This window comes from Bradyrhizobium sp. CCBAU 51627, assembly GCF_028128765.1.
Lineage (GTDB): Bacteria > Pseudomonadota > Alphaproteobacteria > Rhizobiales > Xanthobacteraceae > Bradyrhizobium.
Genome location: NZ_LBJG01000076.1, coordinates 37929 through 51873, shown reverse-complemented (window position 1 = coordinate 51873; position 13945 = coordinate 37929). Strand labels below are relative to the sequence as shown.

General features: G+C 65.5%; 13 protein-coding genes and 1 tRNA gene. 6 read left to right on the top strand and 8 right to left on the bottom strand.

Features of this window, described 5'->3' with window-relative positions; translation table 11 throughout:
* Positions 1-148: 148 nt before the first annotated feature.
* Both XH88_RS27200 and acs read right to left on the bottom strand, forming a co-directional pair.
* The gene (locus XH88_RS27200) at positions 149-664 is read right to left on the bottom strand and encodes a L,D-transpeptidase (protein ID WP_271671316.1); all 516 of its coding nucleotides are present in this window, start codon (positions 662-664) and stop codon (positions 149-151) included.
* Between the two features lie 422 nt (positions 665-1086).
* Positions 1087-3033 carry an acetate--CoA ligase gene (acs, locus tag XH88_RS27195; RefSeq protein WP_271671315.1) on the bottom strand — a complete coding sequence of 649 codons (1947 nt, stop codon included), beginning with the start codon at positions 3031-3033 and terminating at the stop codon, positions 1087-1089.
* A gap of 409 nt (positions 3034-3442) precedes the next feature.
* Here acs and XH88_RS27190 point away from each other — a divergent pair, with 409 nt between their 5' ends.
* Positions 3443-4609: a DNA topoisomerase IB gene (locus XH88_RS27190; protein ID WP_271671314.1), complete on the top strand. Its 1167-nt coding sequence runs from the start codon at positions 3443-3445 to the stop codon at positions 4607-4609.
* A gap of 8 nt (positions 4610-4617) precedes the next feature.
* Here XH88_RS27190 and XH88_RS27185 read toward each other — a convergent pair whose 3' ends face one another.
* Complete coding sequence (locus XH88_RS27185; RefSeq protein WP_271671313.1) at positions 4618-5073, bottom strand: SRPBCC family protein; 456 nt, start codon at positions 5071-5073, stop codon at positions 4618-4620.
* 102 nt (positions 5074-5175) lie between these two features.
* Here XH88_RS27185 and XH88_RS27180 point away from each other — a divergent pair, with 102 nt between their 5' ends.
* Complete coding sequence (locus tag XH88_RS27180; RefSeq protein WP_271671317.1) at positions 5176-6276, top strand: adenylate/guanylate cyclase domain-containing protein; 1101 nt, start codon at positions 5176-5178, stop codon at positions 6274-6276.
* Here XH88_RS27180 and XH88_RS27175 read toward each other — a convergent pair.
* Genes XH88_RS27175 through tsaD form a run of 3 tightly spaced genes read right to left on the bottom strand, consistent with a single transcriptional unit; the run spans position 6271 to position 8743 of the window.
* Positions 6271-6684, bottom strand: coding sequence for an EVE domain-containing protein (locus XH88_RS27175; protein WP_271671312.1), 414 nt, complete (start codon positions 6682-6684; stop codon positions 6271-6273). The two genes, XH88_RS27180 and XH88_RS27175, sit on opposite strands and share 6 nt — an antisense overlap.
* A gap of 2 nt (positions 6685-6686) precedes the next feature.
* Positions 6687-7667, bottom strand: a complete 981-nt coding sequence (locus XH88_RS27170; protein WP_271671311.1) for an NAD(P)H-dependent glycerol-3-phosphate dehydrogenase — start codon at positions 7665-7667, stop codon at positions 6687-6689.
* Between the two features lie 2 nt (positions 7668-7669).
* The gene (gene tsaD / locus XH88_RS27165; RefSeq protein ID WP_271671310.1) at positions 7670-8743 is read right to left on the bottom strand and encodes a tRNA (adenosine(37)-N6)-threonylcarbamoyltransferase complex transferase subunit TsaD; all 1074 of its coding nucleotides are present in this window, start codon (positions 8741-8743) and stop codon (positions 7670-7672) included.
* Positions 8744-8896: 153 nt separating this feature from the next.
* On the opposite strand from tsaD, the gene XH88_RS27160 reads away from it, so the two are divergent.
* The 4 genes from XH88_RS27160 to XH88_RS27145 all read left to right on the top strand — a co-directional run bounded on the left by XH88_RS27160 (position 8897) and on the right by XH88_RS27145 (position 12895).
* Positions 8897-9643, top strand: a complete 747-nt coding sequence (locus XH88_RS27160; protein WP_271671309.1) for a uroporphyrinogen-III synthase — start codon at positions 8897-8899, stop codon at positions 9641-9643.
* 65 nt (positions 9644-9708) lie between these two features.
* Entirely contained in the window at positions 9709-10932 is a 1224-nt protein-coding gene (locus XH88_RS27155) for a COG4223 family protein (protein WP_271671308.1), read from the top strand.
* A 48-nt stretch (positions 10933-10980) separates the two neighbouring features.
* Complete coding sequence (locus tag XH88_RS27150) at positions 10981-12720, top strand: heme biosynthesis protein HemY (protein ID WP_271671307.1); 1740 nt, start codon at positions 10981-10983, stop codon at positions 12718-12720.
* A gap of 99 nt (positions 12721-12819) precedes the next feature.
* A tRNA-Thr gene (locus tag XH88_RS27145) sits at positions 12820-12895 on the top strand.
* Positions 12896-13190: 295 nt separating this feature from the next.
* On the opposite strand, the gene XH88_RS39290 is transcribed toward XH88_RS27145, so the two are convergent.
* Together XH88_RS39290 and XH88_RS27140 are read right to left on the bottom strand one after the other, a co-directional pair.
* On the bottom strand, positions 13191-13436 hold the full coding sequence (locus XH88_RS39290; RefSeq protein WP_442868477.1) for a DUF6946 family protein: 246 nt from the start codon (positions 13434-13436) through the stop codon (positions 13191-13193).
* An 84-nt stretch (positions 13437-13520) separates the two neighbouring features.
* Complete coding sequence (locus XH88_RS27140; protein WP_271671306.1) at positions 13521-13820, bottom strand: hypothetical protein; 300 nt, start codon at positions 13818-13820, stop codon at positions 13521-13523.
* Positions 13821-13945: the final 125 nt, after the last annotated feature.

Sequence of the window (13945 nt, the reverse complement as noted above, 5' to 3'; positions counted from 1 at the left end):
GCTCAGCCTGTTGCTGCGCCAAATCCTCTCGGCTCTCACCGCCGCGCTTCAGGCCATTCCAGCCTGAAGCCAGAGTTCTTCACGGACGACTAACAAAAGAGCCGCGTCGGCGACGCGGCTCTTGCGATCTCTGTTGTGGTGGCGACGATCAGCGCGTCACGACGACTTTCGTTCCCACCGACACGCGGCTGTAGAGGTCGGTGATGTCGTCGTTGAGCATGCGGATGCAGCCGTAAGAGACGAAGCCGCCGACCGAGCCCGGCACGTTGGTGCCGTGGATGGCATATTCGCCACCGGCCAGCGTCATCGCCGCCACGCCCATCGGGTTGCGGGGCGAGCCGCCCGGAATGACGTCGGGAAGCTGTGGCTTGTCGCGCTTCACCTCGGCGGGCGGCGACCAGGCCGGATAGCGATACTTGCCCTCGATTCGGGTGGTGCCGGCCCACTGCTTGCCGGACTTGCCGACGCCGACCGGATAACGCATCGCGTGCCCGCCATCGAGGATGAGATAAAGCCGCCGCTCATTGGTTTTGACCACGATGGTGCCCGGTGAATAATCGGCCATATGTGTGCCGACCATTTCCGGCCGCGCCTCGGCCGCCGTCGACAGCAAGAGCCCGGTCCCGATGGTGGTAGCCAGCGCCAGCACAATCTTCATCGACATCGATTTTCCCCTGCCCCCGAACGGATCGTCCAAATTCACGCAAACCGGCAATTGCCCGCGCGCCCAGACATTCTTAACCCCGCCTGTTAACCGGATTGTTTCCACGCGAGACTGCCGGGGCGAGCCAGCAGGGGGAAGCAAAGGAAATGTTCGAAATAAAGTAAATGACCCGAAAACAACACCCGGCGGGAAAGATGCCGACACGGCCGCTCGCGCTCTGACAAATGTGTGAGGGGGTGAACGGCGGTTGTTTCAGGCGACGTCGGCGCGAAAAGCAGTCTCATGTCCCGCACGCGGCGCAGCGCGAAGCGGCGCAAGCCGGGACACCGAAAGCCAGAGGGTGCGCTGCGGATGGGTGGGCCCCGGCCCTGCGGCGCATCGTCGAAGAGACGCTGCGCTGGGTCCGGGGCACGAGAGCGGCCTTACGCCGACTTCCTGTTCTGCCGGTTCTTGACGAGATCGTCGACAACGGCGGGATCGGCCAGTGTCGAGGTGTCGCCAAGGCTACCCGGCTCGTCCTCGGCGATCTTGCGCAGGATGCGGCGCATGATCTTGCCGGAGCGGGTCTTGGGCAGGCCGGGAGCGAACTGGATCTGGTCGGGCGAGGCGATCGGGCCGATTTCCTTGCGTACCCAGCTGACGAGCTCCTTGCGCAGGTCCTCGGTCGGCTCGATGCCGGCCATCAGGGTGACATAGGCGTAGATGCCCTGGCCCTTGATGTCGTGCGGGAAGCCGACGACGGCGGCCTCCGAAACCTTCTCATGCGCGACCAGCGCGCTTTCGACTTCGGCGGTGCCCATGCGATGGCCGGAGACGTTGATGACGTCGTCGACGCGGCCGGTGATCCAGTAATAGCCGTCGGCATCGCGGCGGCAGCCGTCGCCGGTGAAGTATTTGCCCTTGTAGGTCGAGAAGTAGGTCTGCTCGAAGCGCGCGTGGTCGCCATAGACGGTGCGCATCTGGCCGGGCCATGAGCGCGTCAGGCATAGATTGCCTGTGGTCTCACCCTCCAGCACCTTGCCGTCGGCATCGACGATTTCAGGCGCCACGCCGAAGAACGGTTGCGTCGCCGAGCCCGGCTTGAGCTTGGTCGCGCCCGGCAGCGGCGTGATCAGGATGCCGCCGGTCTCGGTCTGCCACCAGGTGTCGACGATCGGACAGCGGTCGTCGCCGACGACGCGGTGATACCACTCCCAGGCTTCCGGGTTGATCGGCTCGCCGACCGAGCCGAGCAGACGCAGGCTCGCGCGCGAGGTCTTTTTCACGGGCTCATCGCCGCCCTGCATCAGCGCGCGGATCGCGGTCGGTGCGGTGTAGAAGATGTTGACCTTGTGCTTGTCGATGACGTTCCAGAATCGCGAATTGTCTGGGTAATTCGGCACGCCCTCGAACATCAGCGTCGTCGCGCCATTGGCCAGCGGCCCGTAGAGAATGTAGCTGTGGCCGGTGACCCAGCCGACATCCGCGGTGCACCAGTAGACGTCGCCATCGTGATAGTCGAAGACGTATTGATGCGTCATCGAGGCGAACACGAGATACCCGGCGGAGGTGTGCAGCACGCCCTTGGGCTGGCCTGTCGAGCCCGAGGTGTAGAGAATGAACAGCGGATCCTCAGCGTGCATGTGCTCGACCGGGCATTCCGTCGTCACCATAGCCGCCGCCTCGTGATACCAGAGGTCCCGCGTCGGGTTCATGTCGATCTTGCCGCCGGTGCGCTTGACGACGATGACCCAGTCGACGCCGTCGGCCTTGGCGAGAGCCGCATCGACATTGGCCTTCAGCGGCACCTTCTTGCCGCCGCGCAGGCCTTCGTCCGCGGTGATGATGACCTTGGACTGACAGTCGTTGATGCGCTGCGCGAGTGAATCAGGCGAGAAGCCGGCGAACACCACGGAGTGGATCGCGCCGATCCGCGCGCAGGCCAGCATCGCATAGGCCGCTTCCGGAATCATCGGCAGATAGATGGTGACGCGGTCGCCCTTCTTGACGTTGCGGGTGCGCAGGATGTTGGCCATCCGGCAGACTTCGTCGTGCAGCTCCTTGTAGGTGATGTGTTTCGACTGCGAGGGATCGTCGCCCTCCCAGATGATCGCGGTCTGGTGGCCGCGCTTGGCGAGGTGCCGATCGATGCAGTTATAGGCGATGTTGAGGATTCCGTCCTCGAACCATTTGATCGAGATGTTGCCGGGCGCGAAGGAGACGTTCTCGATTTTGGTCGGCGCGTGCATCCAGTCGATGCGCTTGGCCTGTTCGGCCCAGAAGGCATTCGGATCCGCGATCGAGCGGGCGTACATGTCCTTGTACTTGGCCTGGTCGATCCAGGCGCGCTTGGCCCATTCCGCGGGGACGTCGTAGATCTTCTCGGACATGCTTCCCTCCACATACGGCAAGCCGAGCACGGGTGACTGGCAAGCCGACTTCATCATTGAACGATTATGCGTCGGGCTAACCGGACCCGACAAGCAGCACAAGCTGGACCTTCGATGAGTGGCCGGCCATGCGGAGGATCAAGATTCGCGGGCCCGCTGTCGCAAGTCTGACACAGCCTGAGCGGCTGCTTTCGGTCTTTACCCAAATCCCCAGAACAGGCCCGCGCAGGGCGCCCATGCATCGCTGGAGGTATTTAGGAACCGTCCTTCACTGATTCGGGACTCGCAATGCGGTTCGGAACACCCTAAATGGCCAACCCGGGTCCCAAGACACCCTCCAAGCGAGGCTTGGAACAAAAATCAGAACGGCGGCATTGACCGACAACAAACAGGGCTAAGGCTTAAGACTATGATGGATCAGCAGAATCTCGGCACGATGCGGCCCGCTTCGGCCGATCCTGCCGCCATTGCGCTGGCCAAAGCCCTCGGACAATGGCCGAAACCGCCGGTTTCGACGCGTTCCAGCCCGAAAAAAGTGTTCGACACGGCGCCGGCGACGGTCGAGGCGCTTGCCAAGGAGCTGGGCCTGCGGCTCGGCGACCAGAACGAGCTGACCATCCGCCGCGTCAGGCGTGGCAAGGGCTATTCCTTCGTCCGCCCTAACGGCGCCCATATCCGCGACGCCCGCACTATCCGCCGGTTGCACGCCATGGCGGTTCCGCCGGCCTATCGCGAGGTGCGCTACTCCGCCGATCCGAGCTCGCACCTCCAGGCGGTGGGCCGCGATGCCGCGGGCCGGTTGCAATATCGCTATCACGCCGACTGGGAGAAAGTCCGCGAGCACCGCAAGGCGCATCGCCTGGAAAAGCTCGTCGGTGCGCTGCCAAAGATCCGGCGCAAGGTGTCGGCGTTCCTGTCGGGCGACGAGCCGACGCGCGAGTTTGCACTTTCGGCGGTGATCGAGCTGATCGCGCGCACCGCGATCCGCCCCGGCAATGAATCCTACGCCCGCCTCAACGGCACCCGCGGGGCGACCACGCTGCTGAAGTCCAACGTCACACTGGAAGACGACTGCTTCGTGCTGACCTTCAGGGCGAAGGGCGGCAAGGCGGTGCGCAAGGAATGCGATGCCGCCAAGCTGGTGCGCGCCATCGGCATTTTGCAGGACGTCCCCGGCAAGCGCATGTTCCAGTATCGCGATGCCTACGGCATCGTGCGCGCGGTCAGCACCACGCAGGTGAACGCGTTCCTGCGCGAGATCGCCGGCATCAAGATTTCGCTGAAGGATTTCCGCACCCTGATGGCCTCCGCTGTCGTCGTGGAATCGCTGTCGCGGATCACGCCGGCGACCAGCCAGCGCGGCCGCAAGAAGCAGGTGCTGGATGCGATACGTGCCGCCGCCGACAAGCTCTCCAACACGCCCGCGATCTGCCGCAAGAGCTACGTCCACGACACCATCGTCACCGCCTTCGAGGACGGTATCCTCGAGCGATTCGCCGCGACCATGAAGGGCCAGCGCTCGCAGGCGAGGCGCGAGCAGCTGCTGGCGCAGGTGGTGGCGACCGCGGCGGTGTAGGAGCGCCGTTACATCTTGTCCGAAACGCCTTTGTCGGGACCGGGATCGCGGCCTGCGGCCGCGCTCGTCAATCGCTCCAGATAATGCGCCCACCCCTTCGCGTGCGCGGCCATTTGTTCCTCGGTGGGCAGCCCGCTATGGGTCATGCGAAGCAGCGTGCCGCCGTCGCGTTCGATCAGGTCGATCTCGATCAGGCTCGAACCGGGCGGCACTTCCTGGCCGCCCTCCCAGCCGAAGGTGTAGGCCAGGCGATGCACCGGCACGACCTCGCGGAAGGCGCCGCGGGCGACGCTGCCGCGCGGGCCGATGCCCTTCAGCAAATAAAGCCCGCCGGGATGCGGCTCGGTGGTCGCATCCGAGCCCATCCAGCTCAGGATTTTCTCGGGGTCCGTCAAATAGGCGAAGACGGTGGCGCGTGGGGCGGCGATCTGGGTTTCGCGTCGCAATACGAACGGGTCGGTCATCGGCGATCATCCCGGGAGTGATATGGTCACATGGCGGCACCAAGGCAGCCCGTCAAGGATTGCCCAGTGACAAAGACGGTCCTCCTTGGCCATGATCGGATCATGCACCTCTCTCCCACCCTTGCCTGGCTTGTCGACGCCGCCTCAGAATGTTCCGGCGCCGATCGCCTGTTGGCGGAACTCGGCACGCATTTGCTTGCTGACGGTATGCCGCTTGTGGCAGGCAGCCTCACGCTGGAGGTGCCGCATCCGCTGATCGCAAAACGGACCTGGTTGTGGCGCGCGGAGAACGGCCGGGTGATCGAGGCGCTCGGCTTTGCGCCCGCCGGGCTCGCACCCGATCTGCCTGATGATGCTGGCCGCCGCTGGCTGCGCGGGATAGCGGGCGGCGACGTGCACGAAGATGTTGTCGGGCGCGACGGGCCGTTGCTCGGCTGGATCGGACCGCGTCCATTCACTGCGCAGGAGATCGAGCAGTTGCGCCAGGCCGCGCGCTTTGCCGCAACACCGCTCGCCGCGCTCGCTGCACGCGCCACGCTGCGGGCGACGCTGGAGGCCTATCTCGGCAAGCGCAGCGCCGAGCGGGTGCTGGCAGCGCCGCTGCGGCGCGATCTCGGCGAGACCATCCAGGCCGCGCTGCTCTATGCCGATCTGCGCGGCTTCACCATCTTGTCGGAAACCAGCCCGCCGGCAGATGTCATCGTTGCACTCGATGCCTGGTTTGATCGCATCGCCGGTGCCGTTCACGCTTTCGGCGGCGAGGTGCTCAAGTTCATCGGCGACGGCGTGCTGGCGATCTTTCCGGTGGTCGAGGCGTCACCGCGTCGCGCCTGTGAGGCCGCTCTGCGCGCGGCAGGCGCTGCCGAAGCCGGGATGGCGTATCTCAACGCCGAGCGCAGCGCGCAAGGCTTGCCGCCACTTGCGTTCGGCGCGGCGCTTCATCTCGGAGAAATGCTCTGGGGAAACATCGGCGCCGCCAATCGGCTCGACTTCACCGCCATTGGGCCCGCCGTCAATCTCGCCAGTCGACTCGAGGGCTTGTGCAAGCCGCTTCGTAGGACGGTGCTGGTCTCGGGCTCGCTGGCCGCCGAGACCGAGATGCCTCTGATTGCGCTCGGACTGCACAAGCTGCGCGGCATTGCCTCGCCGTGCGAGGTGCTTACGCTGCCGGAGGCGCAGGGCCGGACATGGTCGTCCTTATAACCCGCCCATCTTGCAGACGAGCTTCCATTCCTCCGAAGTCACCGGCTGCACCGACAGGCGCGAATATTTCACCAGCGCCATGTCGGCGAGCTTCTTTTCGGCTTTGATCTCGGCCATCGTGACCGGCGTCTTCAAGGGCTTGTCGGCCTTGATGTCGACGCAGACGAATTTTTCGGTCTTGTCGGTCGGATCGGGATAGGCCTCCTTGATGACCTCCGCGATGCCGACGATCTCCTTGCCCTCGTTGGAATGATAGAAGAATGCCTTGTCGCCCTTCTTCATGTTCACGAGGTTCTGGCGCGCAGTGTAGTTGCGCACGCCGGTCCAGGCTTCACCCTTGGCGCCCTTTGCGACCTGCTGGTCCCAGGACCACACTGATGGTTCGGATTTCACCAGCCAGTACGCCATGTTCATTCCTCTGCTTTGAAGGGGCGGGTCAACAGCCCCGATATCGCCGCATCGATCGTGATCTTTCCGCTGAGGATCGCCGCGACTGCTTCTGATACCGGCATCTCAACCATTTGCGAAGCCGCGAGCTCGACCAGCACCGGCGCGGTGAATGCACCTTCCGCAAGCTTGCCTGCGGGCGCCGCCTCTCCACGACCGAGCGCGATCCCGAGCGCAAAATTGCGCGATTGCGCCGTCGAACAACTCAACAAGAGGTCGCCGAGGCCGGAGAGACCCGAGAGCGTTTCCGCGCGCGCGCCGCAGGCGCGGCCGAGCCGCGCCAGCTCGCTGAAGCCGCGCGTCGTCAGGGCGGCGAGCGCGGAAGCGCCGAGGTTGCGGCCGACTACGACGCCGGCGGCAATTGCCAGCACGTTCTTGGCGGCGCCGCCGATCTCGACGCCGCGGACGTCCGTGGTGTGATAGGGCCGGAACGTCGCCGAGCCCAATGCCTGTACCAATGCGCTCGCCAGCGCCTCGTCCTTCGCCGCCAGCGTCACCGCCGTCGGCAGGCCATGCGCGACGTCGTCGGCAAAACTCGGGCCGGACAGGATCGCAGCTTGCGCATGTGGCGCAGCTTCCACGATCACTTCGGTCATGAATTTGTGGGTGCCGTGCTCGATGCCCTTGGCGCAGGCCACAATCGGCGCTGGACTTGCAATGTGCGAGGCCAGCATGTTGACTGCGCCACGCAGGTGCTGCGCCGGTGTCGCGATCAGCAGCATGTCAGCGCGCGCGGCGAGCGCCAGATCGCTCGTCACGACGATGTCGGGTGCGAGCCGCACGCCCGGCAGCCGCGGATTGTCACGGGTCGATGCGATCCGCGTCGCATGTTCCGCATTGCGCGCCCATAGCGTCACGTTCCGTCCGGCACGCGCGGCCACCGTCGCCAGCGCGGTGCCCCAGGCGCCCGCGCCGATCACCGCCACGGAGTCGAATGCAGCCATCGTCAGTACCCCGCCCGCGTCTTGCCGTAACCATCAGGCGCGGTCGCATTCGCGTCGAGCAGCCAGCGCGCGCGCGGCTGTGCGTCCATCGTATCGGTGATGCCGAGCGCGAGGCGTTCGGCGCCGGCCCAGGCGATCATCGCGCCGTTGTCGGTGCAGAGCGCCGGCGGCGGCATGATCAGCTGCGTCCCGGCTTGCCGTGCAACGTCAAACAGCGCGCCGCGGATTGCCCGATTGGCGGCGACGCCGCCGGCCGCGACCAGCGCGCGCGGCGCGCCGAATTGTTGGCGGAAAAGCTTCAGGCCAACGCTCAGGCGATCGGCCGTCGAGTCCAGGACGGCGGCCTGAAAGCTCGCACAGAGATCGTTGACATCCTGCGGCGTGATCTCGGCCAGGCGGCTGGCTTCGGTGCGGACGGCCGTCTTCAATCCGGACAGGGAGAAATTGGCATCGGGACGTCCCTGCATCGGCCTTGGAAATGCGAAGCGCGCGGCATCGCCGTTTGCCGCCGCGCGTTCGACCTGCGGTCCGCCAGGATAGGGCAGGCCCAGCATCTTCGCGACCTTGTCGAAGGCCTCGCCGATCGCGTCGTCGACGGTGGTGCCAAGTCGCACATAGTGGCCGACGCCGGTCACCGCGACGATCTGGGTGTGGCCGCCGGAGGCGAGGAACAGGCAATAAGGGAATTCAATGCCGTCGGTCAGACGCGGCGTCAGCGCATGCGCCTCGAGATGGTTGACTGCGACCAGCGGCGTGTCGTGCACCATCGCGATGGCCTTCGCGGTGGTGAGCCCGACGATGACGCCGCCGATCAGTCCCGGCCCCGCGGCGGCTGCGACACCGTCGAGCTGGGCGAAGCCGATGCCGGCTTCGCCCATGGCGCGGTCGATGATGCCGTCGAGCAGGTCGACATGGGCGCGCGCGGCGATTTCCGGAACGACGCCGCCGAAGCGGGCATGCTCCTCGATTTGCGACCGCACGATATTGGACAGTATCCTGCCGCTGCCGCCAGGCGCGCGCTCGATCACGGCCGCCGCAGTCTCGTCGCAGGTGGTCTCGATACCCAGTACCAGCATTGGCGAATTGTTATCCAATTTGCGCCCTTGCGCTCATCCGTAAAGCAGAGTTCTGGTACGTCCGGTAGCATTCCGGGGTCGGCTTGCGCAATCGCCACCCGCCGTATTCCCCTCGCGAATGTGTCACCGCCAGGTGGTTCGGGAACACAAGCGATGTCCATTCTTGTCACACGGCCGCATCCCGACAACGAGGCGACGGCGGAAAATCTGCGCGCGCGGGGGCATGTGGTGCTGCTCGCGCCGGTGCTCAAATGCGAACCGGTTGCCTTTCATGAGGAGAGCGAGGCAGCCTATGGCGGCATCATCGTCACATCGGCGAACGCGATCCGCGCCATCGCGCCGCAATTGCGCGATCTCGGCCTTTTGGAGCTGCCGCTCTTTGCGGTCGGCGAGCACACGGCTTCCGTGGCGCGCGAGGCCGGTTTCACGGATGTGATCGTCGCCGGCGGCGATGCCGCTTCCTTGCGCGACAAGGTGATGCAAGGCACGCGTGACAAGGTGCTGAAGAAGAAGAGTACGCTGCTCTATCTCGCCGGGGCGGATCTGTCGCGGGATCTCGGTGGCGAGCTTGGCGCGGAAGGGTTCAGCGTGGTCATGCAGACCATTTATCGCATGGCTCCGGTCAAGGTGCTCCCGCGCGAGGTCTGCGAAGGCTTTGCCGCGCATGGCATCGAGGCGGTGCTGCATTACTCCAGGCGTAGCGCGCGCGCCTTCCTGGATGCCGCGCGGGAGGAAGGCGTCGAAATCTCGGCGCTGGCGATTCCGCAATGTTGCCTGTCCGAGGCGGTTGCCAGCGTGCTGCGCGATGCCGGCGCATCGCAGGTTCTGGTCGCCGCGAGCCCGGACGAAAATGCCCTATTTGACGCCTTGGAGCGTGCTTTGCGTACCCGTTTGGCGTAAGAGGACGGGCCGAATCCGATGTAATCGGGCTCGTCTCTGGGATGCAAGTGTGAGGAACCGTCACGATGGCCGACGACAAGCCTGAAGACGCAGGATTGGCCCCCGAACCTGGCCGCGCCAAGCGCTCGCCGCCGACCATCGACCTCGAGGCGACCGAAGTCTCTACCCAGCCGCAGGACGCAGCGGGCGAGCCTTCGACGCAGCCATCGGCCGAGCAGGCAAGCTCGGAGCACGCCGCTGCCGAGGATACCAAGGTTGAGGCGACCAAGATCGAGCCGGAGCCACAGCGCGAGGAGGCGCAGGCCGCCGCAACGTCTGCAGCCATTTCTCCCTGGGTCATCGCGCCATTTTCCGGTGCCGCCGCAGCCGCAGTCGTAATCGCTGTCGGCTGGATGCTGGGCTGGCCCGCGGTGCAGGCTCCGCCCGCCGCGCCGCCAGTGACGAGCGCCGCGCTCGATGCACTGAGCGGACGTGTCGCCGCGGTCGAAGCCAAGGCCGGCAAGCCGGCGGCGGATCCGGCGATGACGGCGCGGCTCGACGCGCTGGAGAAATCGGTCGGCATGCTGCGCAATGACATCGCCAATGTGCGTGCGCAGTCCGACAAGGTTGCGAGTGCGTTGAACGATGCGAAATCCACGCCGCGCGACGCCTCGTCGTCCGCCCTCGCCGCCCTCGACGATCGCATCTCCCAGCTCGAGCGCGCCAGCAGAACCGCGCGCGCCGAGCTCGCGCAGCAGGGCGAGAAGATCGCCGATGCCAAGATGATGGACGACAAGCCGTTGCGCTATGTGGTTGCGGCCACGCTGCTCGACGTCGCGGTTCGCCACAATGACCCCTATGAGGCGCAGCTCGCTGCTGCGCGGTCGTTCGCAGCCAAGCCCGAATTGCTGAAGCCGCTCGACATGTTCGCCGCATCGGGCATCCCGACGCCGTTCGCGCTGACCCGCGAGCTTCTCAACATCGTGCCGAAGTTGTCGCCGCCGCCGGAGGCTCCGCCCCCTGGCGCCGGCATCGTCGAGCGCCTTCAGGCGGGAGCGTCGAAGCTCGTCCGCATCGAGCGCACCGACGGGGGCGGCAACGACCGCGGTGCGATCGTCGCGCGGGTTACGGCGGCGGCGCTGCGCAACGATTTCGCGGAGGCGCGGCGCGAGCTGATGTCGCTGCCCGAGAGCGAACGTGTGCCGGCGAAGGCGTGGCTGGACAAGGCCGATGCCCGCGATGCCGCGCTCGCAGCCTCCCGCAAATTCGCCGACGATGCTCTGGCTGGTCTCGCCAAGCCTGCTCAATAAGACTGCTTGATAAGACTCGCGCAACAATCCGCGCGTATAGGGATCGCCATGCTTCGCATCGTCCTCTTCCTCGTTCTGATTGCGCTTGCAGGCGCCGGCGCCGCGTGGGTCGCCGATCAGCCCGGCAATGTCGTGCTGACCTGGGGCGGTTTCCGGGCCTCACCGACCATTCCGGTGTTCGTGCTCTGTCTCGGCATCTTCGCAGGCCTGATCGTGTTGCTCTGGAGCATTCTGACCGCGATCTGGCGCACGCCGGGGCGGATGCGCCGCCGCCGTCATGAGAAGCGCCATGCCCGCGGCCGTCACGCCATCACCCACGGCCTGCTCGCGATCGGCCATGGCGACACCGCGCTCGCCCGCCGGCATGCCGAAGCGGCGCGGCGGCATGCGCCCGATGATCCGCTCGCGCTTCTCCTGCATGCGCAATCGGCTCAACTCGAGGGCAACCGCGATGAGGCGCAGCGCGTTTTCCGCGCCATGGCCGAGCGCGAGGACACGCGTTTGCTCGGCCTGCGCGGCCTGTTCATCGAGGCGCAGCGCGCCGACGATGCCGTCAGTGCGGTAATGATCGCGGAGGAGGCGATCAGGCTGGCTCCGTCCTCGACCTGGGCCTCGCATGCGGTGCTCGGCTTCCGCTGTGCGCGCGGCGACTGGAGCGGCGCGCTCGCAATTCTCGACTCGAATCTGTCCGCAGGGCTGATCGACAAGCCTACTTACCGCCGGCAGCGTGGTGTGCTGCTCACCGCGCGCGCGCTGGAATTGGAGACGATGGATCGCGACGTCGCGCGCGAGAGCGTGATGGAAGCGGTCAAGCTCGCACCGACTCTGGTGCCGGCCGCCGTGCTTGCCGCGAAATTCGAGAGCGAGGCGCATCAGGTGCGCCGCGCCATGAAGCTGGTCGAGGCCGCCTGGCTCGCCAATCCGCATCCTGATCTTGCCGCCGCCTATGCGCATGTGAAACTCGGCGATTCGGCGCGGCAACGCCTGCAGCGGGTCGAGACGCTCGCGGCGAAAACGCCCGCCGACAAGGCCGGCCATGTCGAGGGCCAGCTCGCGATCGCGCGCGCCGCGATCGACGCTTCCGAGTTCGCCCGTGCGCGCGAGGTGCTCGCTCCTTACGTCAACGATCCCACCCAGCGCGTGGCGCTGCTGATGGCCGAATTGGAGCGCGCCGAACACGGCGACGGTGGCCGTGCCCGCGCCTGGACCTTGCGCGCCGTGCGTGCCCGTCACGATCCGGCCTGGACAGCGGATGGCTATGTCAGCGATCGCTGGCGCCCGGTCTCCCCGGTCACCGGTCGGCTCGATGCTTTTCAGTGGCAGACGCCGGTGGCGAGCCTGCCCTCGGACAAGGGCACGACGATCGAATCCTTCGCCTTTGAGGAAGCCACGCTCGCCGCCTCGCCGCCGAAACGGGTGACGGTGGCCAGTGAGGCGCCGGTGGAACCGGTCGTGATCGCCCCGGCCCCGGCCCCCACTGCGGCCGCGCAAGACAACGCGCCCCCTGCGGCCAGGGAAGAGCCGGCGGTGATCCCTGCCGAGCCGGTCAAGCCGGTCCCTGAAGTCACCGAATCATCGCCGGTGGCGGAAACCCCGGTATTCCGGACCCGCGCCGACCTCGGCAAGCCGACGCAGGCGCCGATCCAGACCGTCATCCCGATCGTCCGCGCGCCCGATGACCCCGGCATTGACGACGACGGCCCGAGCGATGAATTTACGGAACAAATCGGCACACCCAAGGCCCAGGCGGGCGGCTGGCGCGGATTCTGGTCCCGCTGGGGGGGATGAGCCACATTTCGCACCTCCCTTGTCCTTGCCAATTCGGGCCATGCCCGATATCAGGGGCGCGCGTATCGGGGCCGGCATCGCCCAGCCCCGGCAGGGTTCGCCGCAATAGCTCAGTCGGTAGAGCACGTCATTCGTAATGACGGGGTCGGGGGTTCGAATCCCTCTTGCGGCACCAGCAATTTCAATAAGTTATGTTGCTTTTGCGTCCGCCTGAAGTTGCGCTGCTTTGCGCAAGGGCTTCTTGGTCCATTGGCTCTTAGAGATGCCAGGCTACGGTGGCCTATTCTTGTCTCGGCGACCGTTCTATCCGCCAGTTTGACGGCGCAACGATTTGAATTCATTGACAAAATCGAAAATGGGGTGCCGCGACCCACAGGCCGCCCACCAATCCGTGCTGGTGGGCGCACAATCGGGGGCCCCTTGGCAAGTGGAGACGATGGAGCTCGTCTGAAAAGAAGTCACCGACTAGTCTAGAGGGCCGGCTGGACGGATTTCGGTCGTATCAGAGCGAACACGGCCGTCTGGCTCTCTCTTCCTGCATCGCGAAGCGAGAACTTGTCCTCTGGGATCGCCAGGAGCAGCTCAGCATCTGATCCGAATAGCCGAGCGATTTCCGGCGAACAGCAATCCTTCTGCGGCTTCCCGGCAGTGCAAAGTCTTCGCGCAGAAAAGCCTATTCGCCAATGCTTTCTGGGTCGGTCAGGAGAGCTTGCCAGCTCTGCGCATCAACGGTCCGAGCATAGATCTTTGGCATTCAATCCCCTCGCGGCGTCATCGCGATGAACTCCATGGGAAGAGGATCATTCATTGCCTTCAGCCTGAACCGGCGGCTTCCGCACGCCTTGCACGTTCTGGCTCAGCAACGCCAGCGCCGTCTTCAGCTCGTCAGAGATGGACGCTATGCCTTCAATGTCCTCGAAGGCTTCAGAGACGCGCTCATTGGCTGATTTATCGAACGGTTCGAAGCCTTCAGAGATGCGCGTTCCTGCACCGAGCGCGGTGGACGCGGCTATCGGCCCGAGCAGGAGGATTGCTGCTCCGATGATGCCGATCTTGCGGATGCTGGCGATTGGCGGCCCTACGAGGCGGTCATTGATCATTGCCGTAACCTCTCGGCGCGTAGCCCGTGCATCATGCCAATGGTTGCGAACAGACGGTAGATCTGGCGGCCACCATTAGGAGGTACCCAGGCAGAGTCACCTTTTTTATCCGGCTCTCGGGAGAA

Bases quoted from the DNA above. Each gene is read 5' to 3' on its own strand.
- XH88_RS27200 (WP_271671316.1), bottom strand. From the start codon at position 664: ATGTCGATGAAGATTGTGCTGGCGCTGGCTACCACCATCGGGACCGGG.
- acs (WP_271671315.1), bottom strand. From the start codon at position 3,033: ATGTCCGAGAAGATCTACGACGTCCCCGCGGAATGGGCCAAGCGCGCC.
- XH88_RS27190 (WP_271671314.1), top strand. From the start codon at position 3,443: ATGATGGATCAGCAGAATCTCGGCACGATGCGGCCCGCTTCGGCCGAT.
- XH88_RS27185 (WP_271671313.1), bottom strand. From the start codon at position 5,073: ATGACCGACCCGTTCGTATTGCGACGCGAAACCCAGATCGCCGCCCCA.
- XH88_RS27180 (WP_271671317.1), top strand. From the start codon at position 5,176: ATGCACCTCTCTCCCACCCTTGCCTGGCTTGTCGACGCCGCCTCAGAA.
- XH88_RS27175 (WP_271671312.1), bottom strand. From the start codon at position 6,684: ATGGCGTACTGGCTGGTGAAATCCGAACCATCAGTGTGGTCCTGGGAC.
- XH88_RS27170 (WP_271671311.1), bottom strand. From the start codon at position 7,667: ATGGCTGCATTCGACTCCGTGGCGGTGATCGGCGCGGGCGCCTGGGGC.
- tsaD (WP_271671310.1), bottom strand. From the start codon at position 8,743: ATGCTGGTACTGGGTATCGAGACCACCTGCGACGAGACTGCGGCGGCC.
- XH88_RS27160 (WP_271671309.1), top strand. From the start codon at position 8,897: ATGTCCATTCTTGTCACACGGCCGCATCCCGACAACGAGGCGACGGCG.
- XH88_RS27155 (WP_271671308.1), top strand. From the start codon at position 9,709: ATGGCCGACGACAAGCCTGAAGACGCAGGATTGGCCCCCGAACCTGGC.
- XH88_RS27150 (WP_271671307.1), top strand. From the start codon at position 10,981: ATGCTTCGCATCGTCCTCTTCCTCGTTCTGATTGCGCTTGCAGGCGCC.
- XH88_RS27140 (WP_271671306.1), bottom strand. From the start codon at position 13,820: ATGATCAATGACCGCCTCGTAGGGCCGCCAATCGCCAGCATCCGCAAG.